Below are 16,482 nucleotides of genomic sequence, written 5' to 3'. Positions count from 1 at the left end.
AGCTGATGACTAGAAGATAAGCTTATTAATCAGTGCACGAACAGCAGCGCGATTACGGCCGGCAGCACGATGCCGAAGCCGACCACGGGCCAGGTCGAGGGGCGGTTCGCCGCGTGGTATTTCAGGATCAGGAAGCCGGTGACGCAGAACACCACGCAGGCGATGGCGAAGATGTCGATGAACCAGCTCCAGACGGCGCCCGTGTTGCGGCCCTTGTGCATGTCGTTGAGCCAGGAGATCCAGCCGCGGCTGGTCGCCTCGTATTCGGCGCCGCCATCGACGGCGATGCGCAGCCAGGCGTCGCCGCCCGGGCGCGGCAGGGCGACGTAGGCGTCTTCCTCGCTCCATTCGGCGCGCTTGCCGCGCACGTCGAGCGGGAAGCTGGCGTTGGCCCAGTCCGCGATCTCGCTCGGCAGCGGCACCTGGGCATCGGCATGCTGCGCCGCGAACGCTTCCAGCTGGGCGCGCAGCGGTTCCGGCAGCGTGCGTTTCAGGCGCGTGACTTCGGGCTTGGCCTCGATCTGGGCCGCGTGGTTGAGGGTGAAACCGGTAAAGCTGAACAGGAGCATGGCCATCAGGCAGATCGCCGAGCTGATCCAGTGCCACTGGTGCAGCTGCTTGAGATAGACGGCGCGCCGCGCGCCTGGCAGGGCAGGCGCTGCTGGCGTGGAAGTGGCTGGCGTGGACGGTCCGGTTGAGCTCATCTTCAAATGATAACGATTATCATTTACGTGGTCAACCGCCCGCGTGCACCTTTACAAATAGAAATAATAAAAACTGACGGCAGTGACTGCCTGGCGCGAAAGCTTGCGTTACAATGTTGCGGGCCGTGCCAGGCCGCCTGGACGCGTCCTGGCCCGGCCAGCCAATGTAATACGTCCTTCCCCCACAACTTGATGTAGTAAGTGCGATCCGCTAACCGGTCAGGCCGTGTCGCGGAAGGTTAGACTAACCCGCCCCAACCTCGCGAAGCGCGAAGAAAGGTGAGCAAGAATGATGCAGCAACAGAATGCGAACTCGTACCTGTTCGGCGGTAATGCGCCGTACGTGGAAGAGTTGTACGAAGCCTACCTGAACAATCCGGGTTCGGTCCCGGAAAACTGGCGCGCCTATTTCGACCAGATGCAGCACGTGCCCGCCGTCGACGGCTCCAGCCGCCCGGACGTGGTGCACTCCTCGGTCGTCGCGTCCTTCGCGGAACGCGCCAAGCAGGGTCCGATCCGTACCGTGGTCGCCAACCCCGACCCCGAACTCGGCCGCAAGCGCGTCGCCGTCACCCAGCTGATCGCCGCCTACCGCTACCTCGGTTCGCGCTGGGCCAACCTGGACCCGCTGCAGCGCCAGGAACGTCCGCCCCTGCCGGAACTCGACCCCGCCTTCTACGGCTTCACCGAAGCCGACCTCGACACCGTCTTCACCATCAGCAATACCTACTTCGGGAAAGAAACCGCGCCGCTGCGCGACATCCTGAACATGCTGCGTGATACGTACTGCCGTTCGATCGGTGCCGAGTTCATGTACATCAGCGACCCGACCGAGAAGCGCTGGCTGCAGGAGCGCCTGGAGTCGATCCGCTCGACCCCGAGCTTCACCGGCGACAAGAAAAAGCACATCCTCGAGCGCCTGACCGCGGCCGAAGGCCTGGAACGCTACCTCCACACCAAGTATGTCGGCGCCAAGCGCTTCTCGCTGGAAGGCGGCGAATCCTTCATCGCCTCGATCGACGAAGTCATCCAGCGCGCCGGTGAAAAGGGCGTGCAGGAAATCGTCATCGGCATGGCCCACCGCGGCCGCCTGAACGTGCTGGTCAACACCCTGGGCAAGAGCCCGGCCGACCTGTTCGAAGAATTCGAAGGCAAGCACGCCGACGACCTGCCGGCGGGCGACGTCAAATACCACCAGGGCTTCTCGAGCGACATCTCGACCCCGGGTGGCCCGGTCCACCTGTCGCTGGCCTTCAACCCTTCGCACCTCGAGATCGTCAACCCGGTCGTCGAAGGTTCGGTCAAGGCGCGCATGGAACGCCGCGGCGACCGCAAGGGCAAGGAAGTGCTGCCGATCCTGGTGCACGGCGACGCCGCGTTCGCCGGCCAGGGCGTGGTCATGGAAACCCTGAACCTGGCCCAGACCCGCGGCTACGGCACCGGCGGCACCGTCCACATCGTCATCAACAACCAGATCGGCTTCACCACCTCGGACCCGCGCGACGCCCGTTCGACCATCTACTGCTCGGACGTGGTCAAGATGATCGAGGCACCGGTGCTGCACGTGAACGCCGACGATCCGGAAGCGGTCGTGCTGGCCTCGCAGATCGCGATGGACTACCGCACCGAGTTCGGCAAGGATGTCGTGGTCGACATCGTCTGCTACCGCAAGCTCGGCCACAACGAGCAGGACACCCCGGCCCTGACCCAGCCGCTGATGTACAAGAAGATCGCCAAGCACCCGGGCACCCGCAAGCTGTATGCGGAGAAGCTGGCTGCGCAGGGCACCATCGAAGCCACCGGCGGCGACCAGCTGGTGGCCGAATACCGCAACGCAATGGACGCCGGCAAGCACACGGTCGACCCGGTGCTGACCAACTTCAAGAACAAGTACGCCGTCGACTGGGCGCCGTTCCTGAACAAGAAGTGGACCGACGCCTGCGACACCGCCGTGCCGCTGACTGAACTGAAGCGCCTGGCCGAACGCATCACCAAGGTACCGGAAGGCTTCAAGCCGCACTCGCTGGTCGAGAAGGTGCTGAACGACCGCGCCAACATGGGCAAGGGCGAGATGAACCTCGACTGGGGCATGGGCGAGCACCTGGCCTTCGCCTCGCTGCTGTCCTCGGGTTATGCGGTGCGCCTGTCGGGCCAGGACGCCGGCCGCGGCACCTTCGTGCACCGCCACGCCGTGCTGCACGACCAGAACCGCGAGCGCTGGGACCAGGGCATCTACCTGCCGCTGGCCAACGTCTCGGACAACCAGGCCAACTTCACCGTGATCGACTCGGTGCTGTCGGAAGAAGCGGTGCTCGGCTTCGAGTACGGCTACTCGACCGCCGAACCAAACACGCTCACCATCTGGGAAGCCCAGTTCGGCGACTTCGTCAACGGCGCCCAGGTCGTCATCGACCAGTTCATCGCTTCGGGCGAAGTGAAGTGGGGCCGCGCCTCGGGCCTGACCATGATGCTGCCGCACGGCTACGAAGGCCAGGGTCCGGAGCACTCGTCGGCACGCATCGAGCGCTTCCTGCAGCTGTGCGCCGACAACAACATGCAAGTGGTGCAGCCGACCACGGCCGCCCAGATCTTCCACCTGCTGCGCCGCCAGATGGTGCGCCAGTTCCGCAAGCCTTTGGTGATCTTCACGCCGAAGTCGCTGTTGCGTAACAAGGACGCCGGCTCGCCGCTGACCGACCTGGCAAAGGGCGGCTTCCTGCCGGTGATCGGCGAGGTGGACGAGAAGATCGATCCGTCCAAGGTCAAGCGTGTGCAGGTTTGCTCGGGCAAGGTCTACTATGACCTGGTCAACACCCGCAAGGCACGTGGCGCCAGCGACGTGGCGATCGTGCGTATCGAACAGATGTATCCGTTCCCGCACAAGGCTTTCGCCGCCGAACTGAAGAAGTTCAGCAACGCGACCGAGGTGGTGTGGGTGCAGGACGAGCCGCAGAACCAGGGTCCGTGGTTCCAGATCCAGCACAACATCTTCGAAAACATGGAAGATGGCCAGCGCCTGGCCTATGCCGGCCGCTCGGCATCGGCGTCCCCGGCGGTCGGCTATGCCGACAAGCACGTGGCGCAGCAAAAGGAACTGCTGGAAACCGCGTTCTCGAAGTTGAAGGGTTTCATCCTCACCAGGTAAGCAAGAAGAAAAACATCACAGCCCCCGGCGCTCAGGCCCGGGGGCCTTTGCATACAGAATACATAAACGGAGCTACATCAAATGGCACAAATCGAAGTCACGGTCCCCCAACTGTCGGAATCGGTTGCTGAAGCAACCCTCCGGTCCTGGCACAAGAAAGGCGGCGAACACGTGTCGCGCGCCGAGAACATGATCGACATCGTGACCGACAAGGTGGTCCTGGTACGGCCGGCCCCGAGCGAAGGCGTGAGCGGCCAGCTGCTCAAGGCCGACGGTGCCACCGTCGGCGCTGGCGAAGTCATCGCCATCATCGACCCCGAAGCTTCGGCCCCGACCAGCCCGATCGCGGTGAAAGCCGTGCCGGCGGCCGCCCCGAACGCGCCGATCGAAGCCCCAGCCGCTGCCACCGCCGCGGCGCCGGCCGGCTCGAAAGGCGACGTCGCCATGCCGGCCGCCGCCAAGATCCTGGCTGACAACAACATGAGCGCATCGGATGCCACCGGCACCGGCCGCGACGGCCGCGTGACCAAGGGCGACGCCCTGGCCGCCGTTGCCAACAAGCCAGCCGCAGCTCCTGCCGCGGCCGCCGCTCCGGCACCGAAGCTGCAGCAAGTGGCCGCGCCGGTCGCGAACCTGGGCGACCGTCCGGAAGAGCGCGTGCCGATGAGCCGCCTGCGTGCCCGCATCGCCGAGCGCCTGCTGCAGTCGCAGCAGACCAACGCCATCCTGACCACCTTCAACGAAGTCAACATGAAGCCGGTCATGGACCTGCGCGCCAAGTACAAGGACAAGTTCGAGAAGGAACACGGCGTCAAGCTGGGCTTCATGTCCTTCTTCGTCAAGGCCGCCGTCGCCGCGCTGAAGCGCTACCCGATCCTGAACGCCTCGGTCGACGGTAACGACATCGTCTACCACGGCTACTTCGACATCGGTATCGCCGTCGGTTCGCCGCGCGGCCTGGTGGTGCCGATCCTGCGCAACGCCGACCAGATGTCGATCGCCGACATCGAGAAGAAGATCGGCGAGTTCGGCCAGAAAGCCAAGGAAGGCAAGCTGACCCTGGACGACCTGACCGGCGGCACCTTCTCGATCTCGAACGGCGGCACCTTCGGTTCGATGATGTCGACCCCGATCATCAACCCGCCGCAGTCGGCCATCCTGGGCGTGCACGCCACCAAGGACCGCGCCGTCGTGGAAAACGGCGAGATCGTGATCCGTCCGATGAACTACCTGGCGATGTCGTACGACCACCGCATCATCGACGGCCGCGAAGCCGTGCTGGGCCTGGTGGCCATGAAGGACGCGCTGGAAGATCCGTCGCGCCTGCTGCTCGACCTGTAATCGGCGGCACCGTAGTGCAGTGCGGGCCTGCCCTCGGGGCAGGCCCGTTGACACAGCAGAACACCAGTGAGGACCGCCATGATCTCCGATGAAATCCGGCGTTTGCACGAACTGCACCAGGCCGGCGCGCTCTCCGACGCCGAATTCGAGCAGGCCAAGGCGAAAGTCCTGGCCAGCGAGAAGGTGAGCCTGGACAAGGATGGCCGCAGCACCGGCACCGGCAGCAGCGAGGGCCCGGCGCCCGGCAGCTTCGAGGCGAAGCTGCGCTCCCTGCGCCGCTCCCGCCACGACCGCTGGCTCGGCGGCGTCTGCGGCGCCCTGAGCATCGGCTTCGGCATGGACATCTATGCCTGGCGCCTTGTGTTCGTCCTGCTGACCTTCGTGACGTCCGGTGTCGGGGCGCTGGCTTATCTGGCGCTGTGGATCTTTATCCCAGAAGAATAAATAAGGAAGCTATTCATGAGTAACGAGAAACAATTTGACGTCGTCGTGATCGGCGGCGGCCCTGGCGGCTACATCGCCGCCATCCGTGCAGCCCAGCTCGGCTTCAAGACCGCCTGCATCGACGCCTGGAGCAATGCGGCCGGCAAGCCGGCCCCGGGCGGCACCTGCACCAACGTCGGCTGCATTCCGTCGAAGGCCCTGCTGCAGTCGTCGGAACACTTCGAGCACGCCGGCCACGCCTTTGCCGACCACGGCATCAAGGTCGGCGGCCTCGAACTCGACCTGCCGACCATGCTCAAGCGCAAGGACACCATCGTCAAGCAGAACAACGACGGCATCCTGTTCCTGTTCAAGAAGAACAAGGTGAGCTTCTTCCACGGCCTCGGTTCGTTCGCCGGCAAGGGTGACGGTGGCTACACCGTCAACGTGAGCGGCCAGACGGTCGACACCCTGACTGCCAGGAACGTCGTCATCGCGACCGGTTCGAACGCACGCCAGCTGCCGGGCGCGGAATTCGACGAGAAGCTGATCCTGTCGAACGAAGGCGCACTGGCGATCGACGCCGTGCCGTCGAAACTCGGCGTGATCGGCGCCGGCGTCATCGGCCTGGAAATGGGCTCGGTGTGGCGCCGCGTCGGTGCCGACGTCACGGTGCTGGAAGGCCTGCCGACTTTCTTGGGCGCGGTCGACGAGCAGATCGCCAAGGAAGCGCACAAGCTGTTCACCAAGCAGGGCTTGAGAATCAACCTGGGCTGCAAGATCGGCGCGATCACCAAGGGCGAGAACAAGGTTACCGTCAACTACGCCGATGCGACCGGCGCCGAGCAGACCGCGACGTTTGACCGCCTGATCATCTCGATCGGCCGCGTGCCGAACACCAACGGCCTGAATGGCGAAGCGGTCGGCCTGCAGCTGGACGAGCGCGGCTTCGTGGTCGTGGACGACGAGTGCCGCACCAGCCTGCCGGGCGTGTGGGCGGTGGGCGACGTCGTGCGCGGCCCGATGCTGGCGCACAAGGCGGAAGAAGAGGGCGTCGCGGTGGCCGAGCGCATCGCCGGCCAGCACGGCCACGTCAACTTCAACACCATCCCCTGGGTCATCTACACCTCGCCGGAAATCGCCTGGGTCGGCAAGACCGAGCAGCAGCTCAAGGCCGAAGGCGTGGCCTACAAAGCCGGCACCTTCCCGTTCATGGCCAACGGCCGTGCGCGTGCGCTGGGCGATACCTCGGGCATGGTGAAGTTCCTGGCCGATGCCACGACCGATGAAATCCTGGGCGTGCACATCGTCGGCCCGGTCGCCTCCGAGCTGATCTCGGAAGCCGTGGTCGCGATGGAGTTCAAGGCCTCGTCGGAAGACATCGCCCGCATCTGCCACGCGCACCCGTCGCTGTCGGAAGCCGTCAAGGAAGCGGCGCTGGCGGTGGACAAGCGTTCGCTGAACTTCTAAGCAGCACCCGACATCCGCCGTCCTTGACGGCGGACTTGTCTCCCGTAGGGTGGGCGGGTTCCCCGCCCACGCGTTCAAATCACGTGTCCTTGGCCTGCTCCGTGGCCCATCACCGTAGCTTGACCGCGTGGGCGGGAGACCCGCCCACCCTACGTTAACAGCATCCAGATTATGAACGTCCAAGAGTATTACCAGCACGCGCTGACCGAGCGCGGCTTCACGTCCGACCCGGCGCAGCAGGCCGCCGTAGACCGCCTGCAGCAGGCGTACGACGACTGGGTCGGGTACAAGGCCCAGCGGTCGTCCGCTTTCAGGCGCCTCATCAACCGTCCGGACGTCCCGAAGGGCGTCTACATGTGGGGCGGGGTAGGGCGCGGCAAGTCCTTCCTGATGGACGCGTTTTATTCCGTGGTGCCGGTGGTGCGCAAGACGCGCCTGCACTTCCACGAATTCATGCGCGCCGTGCACGGCCAGCTGGATGAACTGAAAGGCGTGGCCGATCCGCTCGACGAAGTCGCCAGGCGCATCGCGAAAAAATACCGCCTGATCTGCTTCGACGAATTCCACGTTTCCGACATCGCCGACGCGATGATCCTGTACAACCTGCTCAAGGCCCTGTTCGACAACGGCGTCTCGTTCGTGATGACCTCGAACTACGAGCCGTCCACCCTGTACCCGGACGGCCTGCACCGCGACCGCATGCTGCCGACCATTGCGCTGCTGAAGGACAAGCTCGACATCCTGAACGTGGACGCCGGCAACGACTACCGCAAGCGCGCGCTGGAGCAGGTGCAGGCCTATTACACGCCGCTCAACGCGAAGTCCGACCAGCTGCTCCGCGCGGCCTATGCCAAGGTCGCCGACACCGCCGACGAGAGTCCGATCGTGCATATCGAGAACCGCGAGATCCGCGCCCTGCGCCGCGCCGGCGGCGTGATCTGGTTCGACTTCGCCACCCTGTGCGGCGGGCCGCGCTCGCAGAACGACTACCTGGAACTGGCTTCGCGCTTCCATACCGTGATCCTGTCCGGCATCCCGGCCATGTCGGCCGGCCAGTCCTCGGAAGCGCGCCGCTTCACCTGGCTGGTGGACGTGTTCTACGACCACAAGGTCAAGCTGATCATGTCGGCCGCGGTGGAGCCGGAAGAACTGTACACGCAAGGCATGCTGGCAAACGAATTCCACCGCACCGTCTCGCGTATCATTGAAATGCAGTCGCGCGAATACATGCTGGCCGAGCGCCGCGGCGCGGCGGACGCCATCGCCTGAACCGAAAGGAAACCATGAACACGCATCCCATCCTGCGCGCACGCGCGGCCGGCCTGGCGCTGGCGGCGGCCCTGAGCCTGGGCGCCTGCGCCAGCGTCGCGCCCGGCCCGACGGCCGACGCGGTCGAGCCGAGCACGTCGCTGGCCCAGGCCGACGCGCGGCTGGCGGCGGTGGCCATCGAGCGGACGGCGATCGAAGCGCGCTATGCCGAACGGGAAGCGCTCTGCTACGAAAAATTCTTCGTCAACCACTGCCTGGACGAAGCCAAGGAGCGCCGCCGCGTGGCACTGGCCGCCCAGCGCAACATCGAGATCGAGGCCGAGCGCTTCAAGCGCCGCAGCAAGGTCGAGGAGCGCGACCGCGAGATGGCCGCCGCCGAAGCCGCCTACCAGGCCGAGGAAGCCCAGCTGGCGGCCGAGTCGGCGCCGCCCAAGCCGCGCGAAACCAGCGAGCTGCCGCCGCCCAAGCCGTCGGCCACGGCCGCACGCGTGGCGCGCCGCGATGCCCGGGCCGCGCAGGACGCGGCCAGGGCGCCGCTGGAGGCGGCCGAGGCGGCGGAGAATGCGCGCGCCTTTGAAGAGCGCAAGCGCCGGGCGGAACAGAAGCAGCGCGACGTGGCCGAACGGGTTGCCGAGCGCGAGGCCAAGGCGGCCGCCCGCCGCGCCGAGGAAGAACAGGCCAAGGCCAAGAGGGCGCAGCAGCAGCCGGTACCCGTGCCCGCGCCCGCGCCCAAGCGCTGAGGGCGCGCGGCGCTCAGCCCACCCGGCCGGGCTTGCCGGCCGCTCCCGCTTGCAGCGGCTGGACCAGCTTGACGATCGCCAGCGAGCAGTTGCCCCCCTTGCCCTGGGACCGTTCCTGCGCCTTGTTGATCAGCATTTCCGACGCCTGGCGCGGTGTGGCCCTGCTGGTCGCGGCCGCCAGTTCCGCATCGGTGAAGAAGTGCCATAGCCCGTCCGAGCACAGCAGGAACCCGTCGCCCGGCGCCAGCCCTTCGTGACTGCCGATGGTGACGAAGGGGTGCTTGCGGCTGTTGCCCAGCACGTTCAGCAGCAGCTTGGACTTGCGGTGGTTCCTGGCCGCCTCTTCCGGCAGGCGTTCGCTGGCCACCAGGTGCTGGACATAGGCGGCATCGTTGCTGCGCGCGACGCATTTGCCATCCTGGAAACGGTACAGGCGCGAATCACCCACGTGGCCCCAGACCGCTTCGCCGTGCGGACTGAGCACCAGGCCGACGAAGCTGGCGTGGGCTTCGGCCTGGCTGGCGACCGCGTTCATCTTGATCACCAGATGGGTCTCGTCGACGATGTCGCGCAGCAGCCGGGCCAGGCGTTCGCGGCCCGGTCCCTCGCCCGGCTTGAACTCGTCGAAGACCTGGCGCGCCGTGTGCAGCAGCTGGTCCGAGGCGGCCGCCCCGCCACTGCCGTCGGACAGCACGGCCAGTACGTAGCCAGGGGCGCGCGCCCCGGTCAGCAGGGCGACGCGGTCGTTCTGCTGGGGGCGGTTCCCGATGTGCTGGGCAGTCCCGGCTTCGATCTTAAATGTTGTCATAAACCACTATTTCCTAGACGCCTGCGCCGATCTTTGTTGGCGGCAACCTCAGCCTGGATTAAACTATGCACCCAGAAGCCGTGGTGTTGCAAGCCGAACACAGCCGGCCGCTACCCAGCCGCAGCATGCCGGCGCCATCGCCACGCTCCCGCAAACGCCTTGAACCGAACTGTTTGGAACAGCTACCATGACCGACGTCCAGGATATCCAGCGCCGCATCATCGAACTCGACGTGGAACACCGCGACCTGGATGCCGTCATCTCGATGCTGGCCGCGGACGGCCATGCCGACCAGCTCCAGCTGCGCCGTTTGAAAAAGCGTAAGCTGCAGCTCAAGGATCATATTACGCTGCTGAAGATGCAGCTGGTGCCCGATATTCCGGCCTGAAACCGCGGCCCGAGGTCCTGGCCTGGCAGCGCGGCCGGAAGCCGCCACCGGCGAACCCAACAACAGCCATTAAGAAACACGCATTTTGACCGACCACCTTACCGCCTCCGCTGCGGATTCCGGCGCTGGCGCCAGGAGCGGCGATGTCCTGCCGCCCGCCTGCACTCCCGGCAAGTACGATGACGAGCTGGACCGCCTGTTCGGCCCCGGCGGCCCGCTGGCGCCCGCGGTCGGCACTTTCAAGCCGCGCCAGTCGCAGACCGAAATGGCCAAGGCCATCGCCCAGGCGATCGCCGACCAGAAAGTCCTGATGGCCGAGGCCGGCACCGGCACCGGCAAGACCTTCGCCTACCTGGTCCCGGCGCTCCTATGGGGCGGCAAGACGATCATCTCGACCGGTACCAAGAACCTGCAGGACCAGCTGTTCCTGCGCGATATCCCGACCATCCGCGCCGCCCTGCGTGCACCGGTGTCGGTGGCCCTGCTCAAGGGCCGCTCGAACTACGTCTGCCACTTCCACCTGGAACGCACGCTGAACAACGGGCGCCTGACCTCGCGCGACGACGTCGGCCACCTGCGCGAGATCTCGCGCTTCATCAAGATGACCAGCTCGGGCGACAAGGCCGAGCTGGCCAAGGTGCCGGAGACCGCCACCGTCTGGAACCTGGTCACCTCGACCCGCGACAGCTGCATGGGCGCCGAGTGCCAGTACTACCAGGACTGCTTTGTCATGAAGGCGCGCAGGGAAGCGCAGCAGGCGGACGTGGTGGTGGTCAACCACCACCTGTTCTTCGCCGACGTGGCCCTGAAGGACACCGGCGTGGCCGAACTGCTGCCTTCGGCCAACACCATCATCTTCGACGAGGCGCACCAGCTGCCCGACACGGCGACGCTGTTCTTCGGCCAGTCGGTCTCGACGTCGCAAGTACTGGAACTGTGCCGTGACGTGCTGGCCGAGGGCCTGGCCCATGCCCGCGGGCCGGACTGGGCCAAGGTCGTCACCGTGGTGGAAAAGGCCGCGCGCGACCTGCGCCTGACCTTCCCGGAAGGCGGCACCCGCCTGTCGCTGCCGCAGATCCTGCCGACGTCAAGCTTCTTCCCGGCGCTGGACAAGCTCAAGGAAGAACTGGCCGGCATGATCACGGTGCTGGAAGAGCACGCCGCGCGCGCCGAAACGGTCGAGGCCTGCCGTGTCCGCGCCCAGGAGCTGGCGGCGTCCTTCGACGCCTGGAAGCCGGATACGAAGAAAGGCAAGGTCGTGGAAGGGGACGACGCGGCCGTGCTGTGGGTCGAGGCGTTCAATTCCTCGCTGCAGCTGCACAAGACGCCGCTGTCGATCGCGCCGATCTTCACCGGCCAGCGCGAAGGCACGCCGCGCAGCTGGATCTTCACTTCGGCGACGCTGGCGGTGAAGAACGACTTCAAGCATTTCTCCGACCAGATGGGCCTGACCGGCGAGCCGGCCATGACCTGGCCCAGCCCCTTCAATTACGGCGAGCAGGGCATCCTGTACGTGCCGACCGGGCTGCCGGAGCCGAATTCCTTCCAGTACACCGACGCCTGCGTCGACAAGGCGCTGCCGGTGATCGAGGCGGCCGGCGGGCGTACCTTCTTCCTGTGCACCACCATCCGCGCCGTGAACAAGGTGGCCGAGCGCCTGCGCGAGGAATTCGCCGCGCGCGGGCTGGACTTCCCCCTGTTCGTGCAGGGCGAACGGGGACGCACCGAGCTGCTCGATTCCTTCCGCAACGCCGGCAATGCGGTGCTGGTGGGCAGCCAGAGCTTCTGGGAAGGCGTGGACGTGCGCGGCGATGCGCTGTCCCTGGTCATCATCGACAAGCTGCCTTTCGCCCCGCCCGACGACCCGGTGCTGGCGGCGCGCATCGAGGTGATGGAAAAACAGGGCCTGAACGGCTTCATGCACCACCAGCTGCCGGAGGCGATCATCACCCTGAAGCAGGGCGCGGGACGCCTGATCCGCGACGTCGACGACCGTGGCGTGCTGATGATCTGCGATCCGCGCATCATCACCAAGCCCTACGGGCGCCGCATCTGGCAGAGCCTGCCGCCCTTCAAGCGCACGCGGGTGCAGGAAGAGGTGATCGACTTCTTCAACCCCGGGGCCCTGGCCGACGCGGCGGACCTGAACGCCTGACCGGGCTTTGGTCGGGTGGGCGGGGTATTTCAGGCCAGTGGCCTGAAATACAAACGCCACGCGTTCAGCGAACAGCAGGGAGCCACGGAGCGGGCCAGGATACGTGATTTGACCGCGTGGGCAGGAAACCTGCCCACCCTACATCAAGGGCAGATCACTACTTTCCCGGTCACCTTGCGCTGCGCCATGTCCGTCAATGCCTGCGCCGTCTCCGCCAGCGGATAGCGCGCCGACACCAGCGGCTTGAGCTTGCCTTCCGCCATCCAGCCCAGCATCTGCCGCATCGCCGCCAGGTTCGCCGCCGGCTCCTTGCGCACGAAGTCGCCCCAGAACACGCCGACCACCGAGGCGCCTTTCAGCAGCATCAGGTTCCACGGCAGCTTCGGGATCTCGCCCGCCGCGAAGCCCACCACCAGGTGGCGCCCGCGCCAGGCGATCGAGCGCAGTGCCGGTTCGCTGTACTTGCCGCCGACCGGGTCGTAGATCACGTCCGGACCGCGGCCGCCGGTGGCGGCCTTCAGCGCCTCGCGCAGGTCTTCCCGTTCATAATTGACCAGCACGTCCGCGCCATGGGCGCGGCACACCGCCAGCTTGTCATCGCTCGAGGCGGCCGCGATCACGCGCGCGCCCACGGCCTTGCCGATCTCGATCGCCGCCAGGCCCACGCCGCCGGCCGCGCCCAGCACCAGCAGGGTCTCGCCCGGCCGCAGGGCGGCGCGGTCCACCACCGCATGGTGCGAGGTGCCGTAGGTGAGGGTGATCGCGGCCGCGGTATCGAAGTCCATGCCAGGCGGGATCGGCATCAGGGCCGCGGCCGGGGCCAGTGCCTGTTCGGCGAAGGCGCCGGTGCGGGTGAAGCCGATCACCGCCTGGCCCGGCGCGAAGCCGGTTACCCCTTCGCCCACCGCGCGCACCGTGCCCGCGAATTCGTTCCCCGGCGTGAACGGCAGTTCGGGCCGCACCTGGTACTTGCCCTGGACCGTCAGCACGTCCGGGAAGTTGACCCCGGCCGCCTTCACGTCCACCGCCACTTCACCCGGACCGGGCACCAGGTCGGGCAGGTCCTCGATGACGAGATGGTCGATCGGGCCCCAGTCCTTGCAACGCACGGCTTTCATGTTGTTTCTCCTCAGGTTCGTTAGCGGGCGCATTATGCCTGAAGGGCGCCCGCTACCGGAATGGCTTGCGTGGCAATACAATTGCAACATCTTCGGTGAGATAAAGTCGCCTTTGGGCAACAAAAAACGCAGCCTGGGCGAACGAAGGTGGGGTTGCTTCAGGTAAAATCCCAGACATGCGAATTCTTATCAGTAACGATGACGGCTACCTGGCGCCTGGTCTCAGCGCGCTGGCCGAGGCCTTGTCCGCGATCGCGGACATCGTGGTGGTCGCGCCCGACAGCAACCGCTCGGGCGCGTCGAATTCGTTGACGCTGGACCGTCCGCTGACGGTGCAGAAGGCTGCCAATGGTTTCCATTTCGTGAACGGCACGCCGACCGACTGCGTGCACATCGCCCTGACCGCGATGGGCGACGCCCCGCCCGACCTGGTCGTCTCCGGCATCAACAATGGCCAGAACATGGGCGACGACACCCTGTACTCCGGTACCGTCGCGGCCGCGACCGAGGCGTATCTGTTCGGCATCCCGGCAATCGCCTTTTCGCAGGTGGATCCGGGCTGGGCCCATGTCGACGCCGCCGCCCGGGTCGCGCGCGAGATCGTCGAGCGCCGCTTCGACAAGCTCGAGCTGCCTTTCCTGTTCAACGTGAACATCCCGAACCTGCCGTACGAAAAGATCGGTCCGCTGACGCCGGCGCGGCTCGGCCGCCGCCACCAGGCCGAGCCGGTGGTGCGCGCGCAGGATCCGCGCGGCCGCGAGATCTTCTGGATCGGCGCACCCGGCGCCTGCCGCGATGCGGGCGAGGGCACCGACTTCCATGCCACCGCGCAGGGCCGGGTGGCGATCACGCCGCTGCAGGTCGACCTCACCCACCGGGCCCAGCTCGACCTGCTGCGGGGCATCCTGTGAGCGGCAGCGGTGACGACAAGCGCAGCACCTTCCCGCTGCCGCTGTCCTCGGTGACCGGATCCGGCACGCGCCGCCCGGGAGCGCCGGCGCCGGTTGCCACGCCCCAGACCGCCACCCGCAACGCCGCCCACACGGCGGCCGGCAAGGGCGCCGCGCTGCCGCCGGCGGCGCCGCTGCCCTCGCCGCGCCCGCCCGGCTATGCCCAGGCCCATCCGGCCAGCGCCCCGGTCGCGCCGCGTTCCGAGCTGATGGCATCGGAGGCCGTGCGGCGCGCCATGGTGGCGCGCGTGGCGCGCCAGGGCGTGCGCGACGGGACCGTGCTGGGCGCGATGGAAGCGGTGCCACGCCACCTGTTCATCGAGCCGGCCCTGTCGGCCCAGGCCTATGTCGACGCCTCGCTGCCGATCGGGCACAACCAGACCATTTCGCAGCCCTACATCGTGGCGCGCATGATCGAGGCGATGCGCGAAGCGCTGCCGGCCGGCGGCCAGCTGGGCCGGGTGCTCGAGATCGGCACCGGCTGCGGTTACCAGGCCGCGGTGCTGGCCCTGGTCGCGCGCGAGGTGTATTCGATCGAGCGCATCCGACCCCTGCACGAGCTGGCCAAGAACAACCTGCGGCCGCTGAGGATGGCGAACCTGCGTTTGCAATATGGCGATGGTATGCTAGGCTTGCCGCAGGTTGCGCCCTTCGACGGCATCATCCTCGCCGCGGCGGGGCTCGAAGTGCCGCGCGCCCTGCTTGAACAACTGGCCATCGGCGCGCACCTGGTCGCGCCGGTTGGCGCCCAGGTCCAGCACCTGCAACGCATCACCCGCATCGGCAAGAACGAATGGGCCAGCGAGACGCTGGAAGCCTGCCATTTCGTGCCGCTGCGCCCCGGCACCGTCTAGCGCGCTGCGCGCGGGTGGCCTGTTGGCCACTGCCGGGTCAACCCCGCCGGCGCGGCCGGCGTTGAAGAGCCTGGTCCGCCTGGCATGGCCGCACCTTGACGGTGCATGGTCGACGATGTCCGCCGGCGCGTCCCGTCCTGTCCCCGTGGACCGGAGGCGCGCGCCAGAACATGAACGGAAAATAGAAAGACAATGAACCAAGCACCCCGATTAGCACTGCTCACCCTCGCCCTCGGCCTGCTGGCCGGCTGCAATTCCCTCACCCGCGAGGCCCCGGTGGTCGAACGCACCACGCGGCCGGCGGCCGAGCGTCCCCGTCCGAACCAGGCCGCGCGCGCGGAAGAACCGAAGGACGAGAAAGGCATGTACACGGTGCGCCGCGGCGACACCCTGCTGCGCATCGCGCTGGACCATGGCCAGGACTACCGCGACCTGGTGGCCTGGAACAACCTGGCCAATCCGGATGACATCAAGGTCGGCCAGACCCTGCGCGTGGCCGGGCCGGAGCGCAACGCGCGCGCCGCCAGCGTGCAGACCCAGCCGGTGCCGACGCCGCCGAGCGCGACCCCGCCGCGCAAGACCGCGCCGCGCGCCGACAAGCAGCCCTACAACGACAGCGTCGCCCAGGCCCAGCCCGAATCGGGTTCCCGCACCGAGCCGCGCAGCGCCACGGTCCCGGCCGCTCCGGCGCCGGCAGCGCCGGCGCCCGCCATCGCGGCGGGCACGATCGTCACTGCCAGCGACGACGAGAAACTGAGCTGGATGTGGCCGGCCGACGGCCGCATCGTCGCCACCTTCGATGAGGCGCGCAACAAGGGGATCGATATCGCCGGGCGTCCAGGCCAGCAGGTGGTGGCGGCCGGCGCCGGCAAGGTGGTCTTCGCTGGCAGTGGTATCCGTGGTTATGGTAATCTTGTTATCGTCAAGCACAACAACAATTTGCTGTCGGCATACGCGCACAACCGCAAGATCGTCGTCAAGGAAGGCGACAACGTGGCCAAGGGCCAGCTGATCGCGGAAATGGGCGATTCGGATGCCGATTCGGTGAAGCTGCATTTCGAAATACGCCAACAGGGCAAACCCGTCGATCCGTCGAGGTTCCTGCCCGGCCGATAGG

General features: G+C 66.7%; 14 protein-coding genes. 11 read left to right on the top strand and 3 right to left on the bottom strand.

Features of this window, described 5'->3' with window-relative positions; all coding sequences use genetic code 11:
* Positions 1-29: 29 nt before the first annotated feature.
* Complete coding sequence (locus LCI23_RS01125) at positions 30-704, bottom strand: PepSY-associated TM helix domain-containing protein (protein ID WP_224942653.1); 675 nt, start codon at positions 702-704, stop codon at positions 30-32.
* Positions 705-993: 289 nt separating this feature from the next.
* Here LCI23_RS01125 and LCI23_RS01120 point away from each other — a divergent pair, with 289 nt between their 5' ends.
* From LCI23_RS01120 to LCI23_RS01095, 6 genes are all read left to right on the top strand, one after another.
* Positions 994-3,849: a 2-oxoglutarate dehydrogenase E1 component gene (locus tag LCI23_RS01120; RefSeq protein ID WP_224942651.1), complete on the top strand. Its 2,856-nt coding sequence runs from the start codon at positions 994-996 to the stop codon at positions 3,847-3,849.
* Positions 3,850-3,930: 81 nt separating this feature from the next.
* Positions 3,931-5,190, top strand: coding sequence for a 2-oxoglutarate dehydrogenase complex dihydrolipoyllysine-residue succinyltransferase (odhB, locus tag LCI23_RS01115; RefSeq protein ID WP_224942649.1), 1,260 nt, complete (start codon positions 3,931-3,933; stop codon positions 5,188-5,190).
* Positions 5,191-5,268: 78 nt separating this feature from the next.
* Positions 5,269-5,634, top strand: coding sequence for a PspC domain-containing protein (locus tag LCI23_RS01110; protein ID WP_224942647.1), 366 nt, complete (start codon positions 5,269-5,271; stop codon positions 5,632-5,634).
* A gap of 15 nt (positions 5,635-5,649) precedes the next feature.
* Entirely contained in the window at positions 5,650-7,083 is a 1,434-nt protein-coding gene (lpdA, locus tag LCI23_RS01105) for a dihydrolipoyl dehydrogenase (RefSeq protein ID WP_224942645.1), read from the top strand.
* 171 nt (positions 7,084-7,254) lie between these two features.
* Positions 7,255-8,352, top strand: a complete 1,098-nt coding sequence (zapE, locus tag LCI23_RS01100) for a cell division protein ZapE (protein ID WP_224942643.1) — start codon at positions 7,255-7,257, stop codon at positions 8,350-8,352.
* Positions 8,353-8,366: 14 nt separating this feature from the next.
* Positions 8,367-9,092 carry a hypothetical protein gene (locus LCI23_RS01095; protein ID WP_224942641.1) on the top strand — a complete coding sequence of 242 codons (726 nt, stop codon included), beginning with the start codon at positions 8,367-8,369 and terminating at the stop codon, positions 9,090-9,092.
* A gap of 13 nt (positions 9,093-9,105) precedes the next feature.
* On the opposite strand, the gene LCI23_RS01090 is transcribed toward LCI23_RS01095, so the two are convergent.
* Positions 9,106-9,900 (bottom strand): PP2C family serine/threonine-protein phosphatase, encoded by a 795-nt coding sequence (locus LCI23_RS01090; protein WP_224942639.1) that lies wholly within the window; start codon positions 9,898-9,900, stop codon positions 9,106-9,108.
* Between the two features lie 187 nt (positions 9,901-10,087).
* Here LCI23_RS01090 and LCI23_RS01085 point away from each other — a divergent pair, with 187 nt between their 5' ends.
* Both LCI23_RS01085 and LCI23_RS01080 read left to right on the top strand, forming a co-directional pair.
* Entirely contained in the window at positions 10,088-10,288 is a 201-nt protein-coding gene (locus LCI23_RS01085; RefSeq protein ID WP_027867157.1) for a YdcH family protein, read from the top strand.
* An 85-nt stretch (positions 10,289-10,373) separates the two neighbouring features.
* Entirely contained in the window at positions 10,374-12,443 is a 2,070-nt protein-coding gene (locus LCI23_RS01080; protein ID WP_374041129.1) for an ATP-dependent DNA helicase, read from the top strand.
* A gap of 143 nt (positions 12,444-12,586) precedes the next feature.
* On the opposite strand, the gene LCI23_RS01075 is transcribed toward LCI23_RS01080, so the two are convergent.
* Positions 12,587-13,561, bottom strand: coding sequence for an NADPH:quinone oxidoreductase family protein (locus LCI23_RS01075; protein ID WP_224942635.1), 975 nt, complete (start codon positions 13,559-13,561; stop codon positions 12,587-12,589).
* 176 nt (positions 13,562-13,737) lie between these two features.
* On the opposite strand from LCI23_RS01075, the gene surE reads away from it, so the two are divergent.
* The 3 genes from surE (at position 13,738) to LCI23_RS01060 (ending at position 16,481) form a co-directional block, all read left to right on the top strand.
* Complete coding sequence (gene surE, locus LCI23_RS01070; protein WP_224942633.1) at positions 13,738-14,472, top strand: 5'/3'-nucleotidase SurE; 735 nt, start codon at positions 13,738-13,740, stop codon at positions 14,470-14,472.
* On the top strand, positions 14,469-15,365 hold the full coding sequence (locus LCI23_RS01065; protein WP_224942631.1) for a protein-L-isoaspartate(D-aspartate) O-methyltransferase: 897 nt from the start codon (positions 14,469-14,471) through the stop codon (positions 15,363-15,365). The genes surE and LCI23_RS01065 overlap by 4 nt, the downstream gene beginning before the upstream one ends.
* Positions 15,366-15,557: 192 nt before the next feature.
* Positions 15,558-16,481: a peptidoglycan DD-metalloendopeptidase family protein gene (locus LCI23_RS01060; protein ID WP_224942628.1), complete on the top strand. Its 924-nt coding sequence runs from the start codon at positions 15,558-15,560 to the stop codon at positions 16,479-16,481.
* The last annotated feature ends 1 nt before the right edge of the window (position 16,482 follow it).

The sequence above is a fragment of the Massilia sp. MS-15 genome, from assembly GCF_020176695.1.
Classification (GTDB): domain Bacteria; phylum Pseudomonadota; class Gammaproteobacteria; order Burkholderiales; family Burkholderiaceae_D; genus Telluria; species Telluria hydrophila.
The sequence above is the reverse complement of the archived record's forward strand: the minus strand, read 5'-3'. Positions and strand labels throughout refer to the sequence as shown.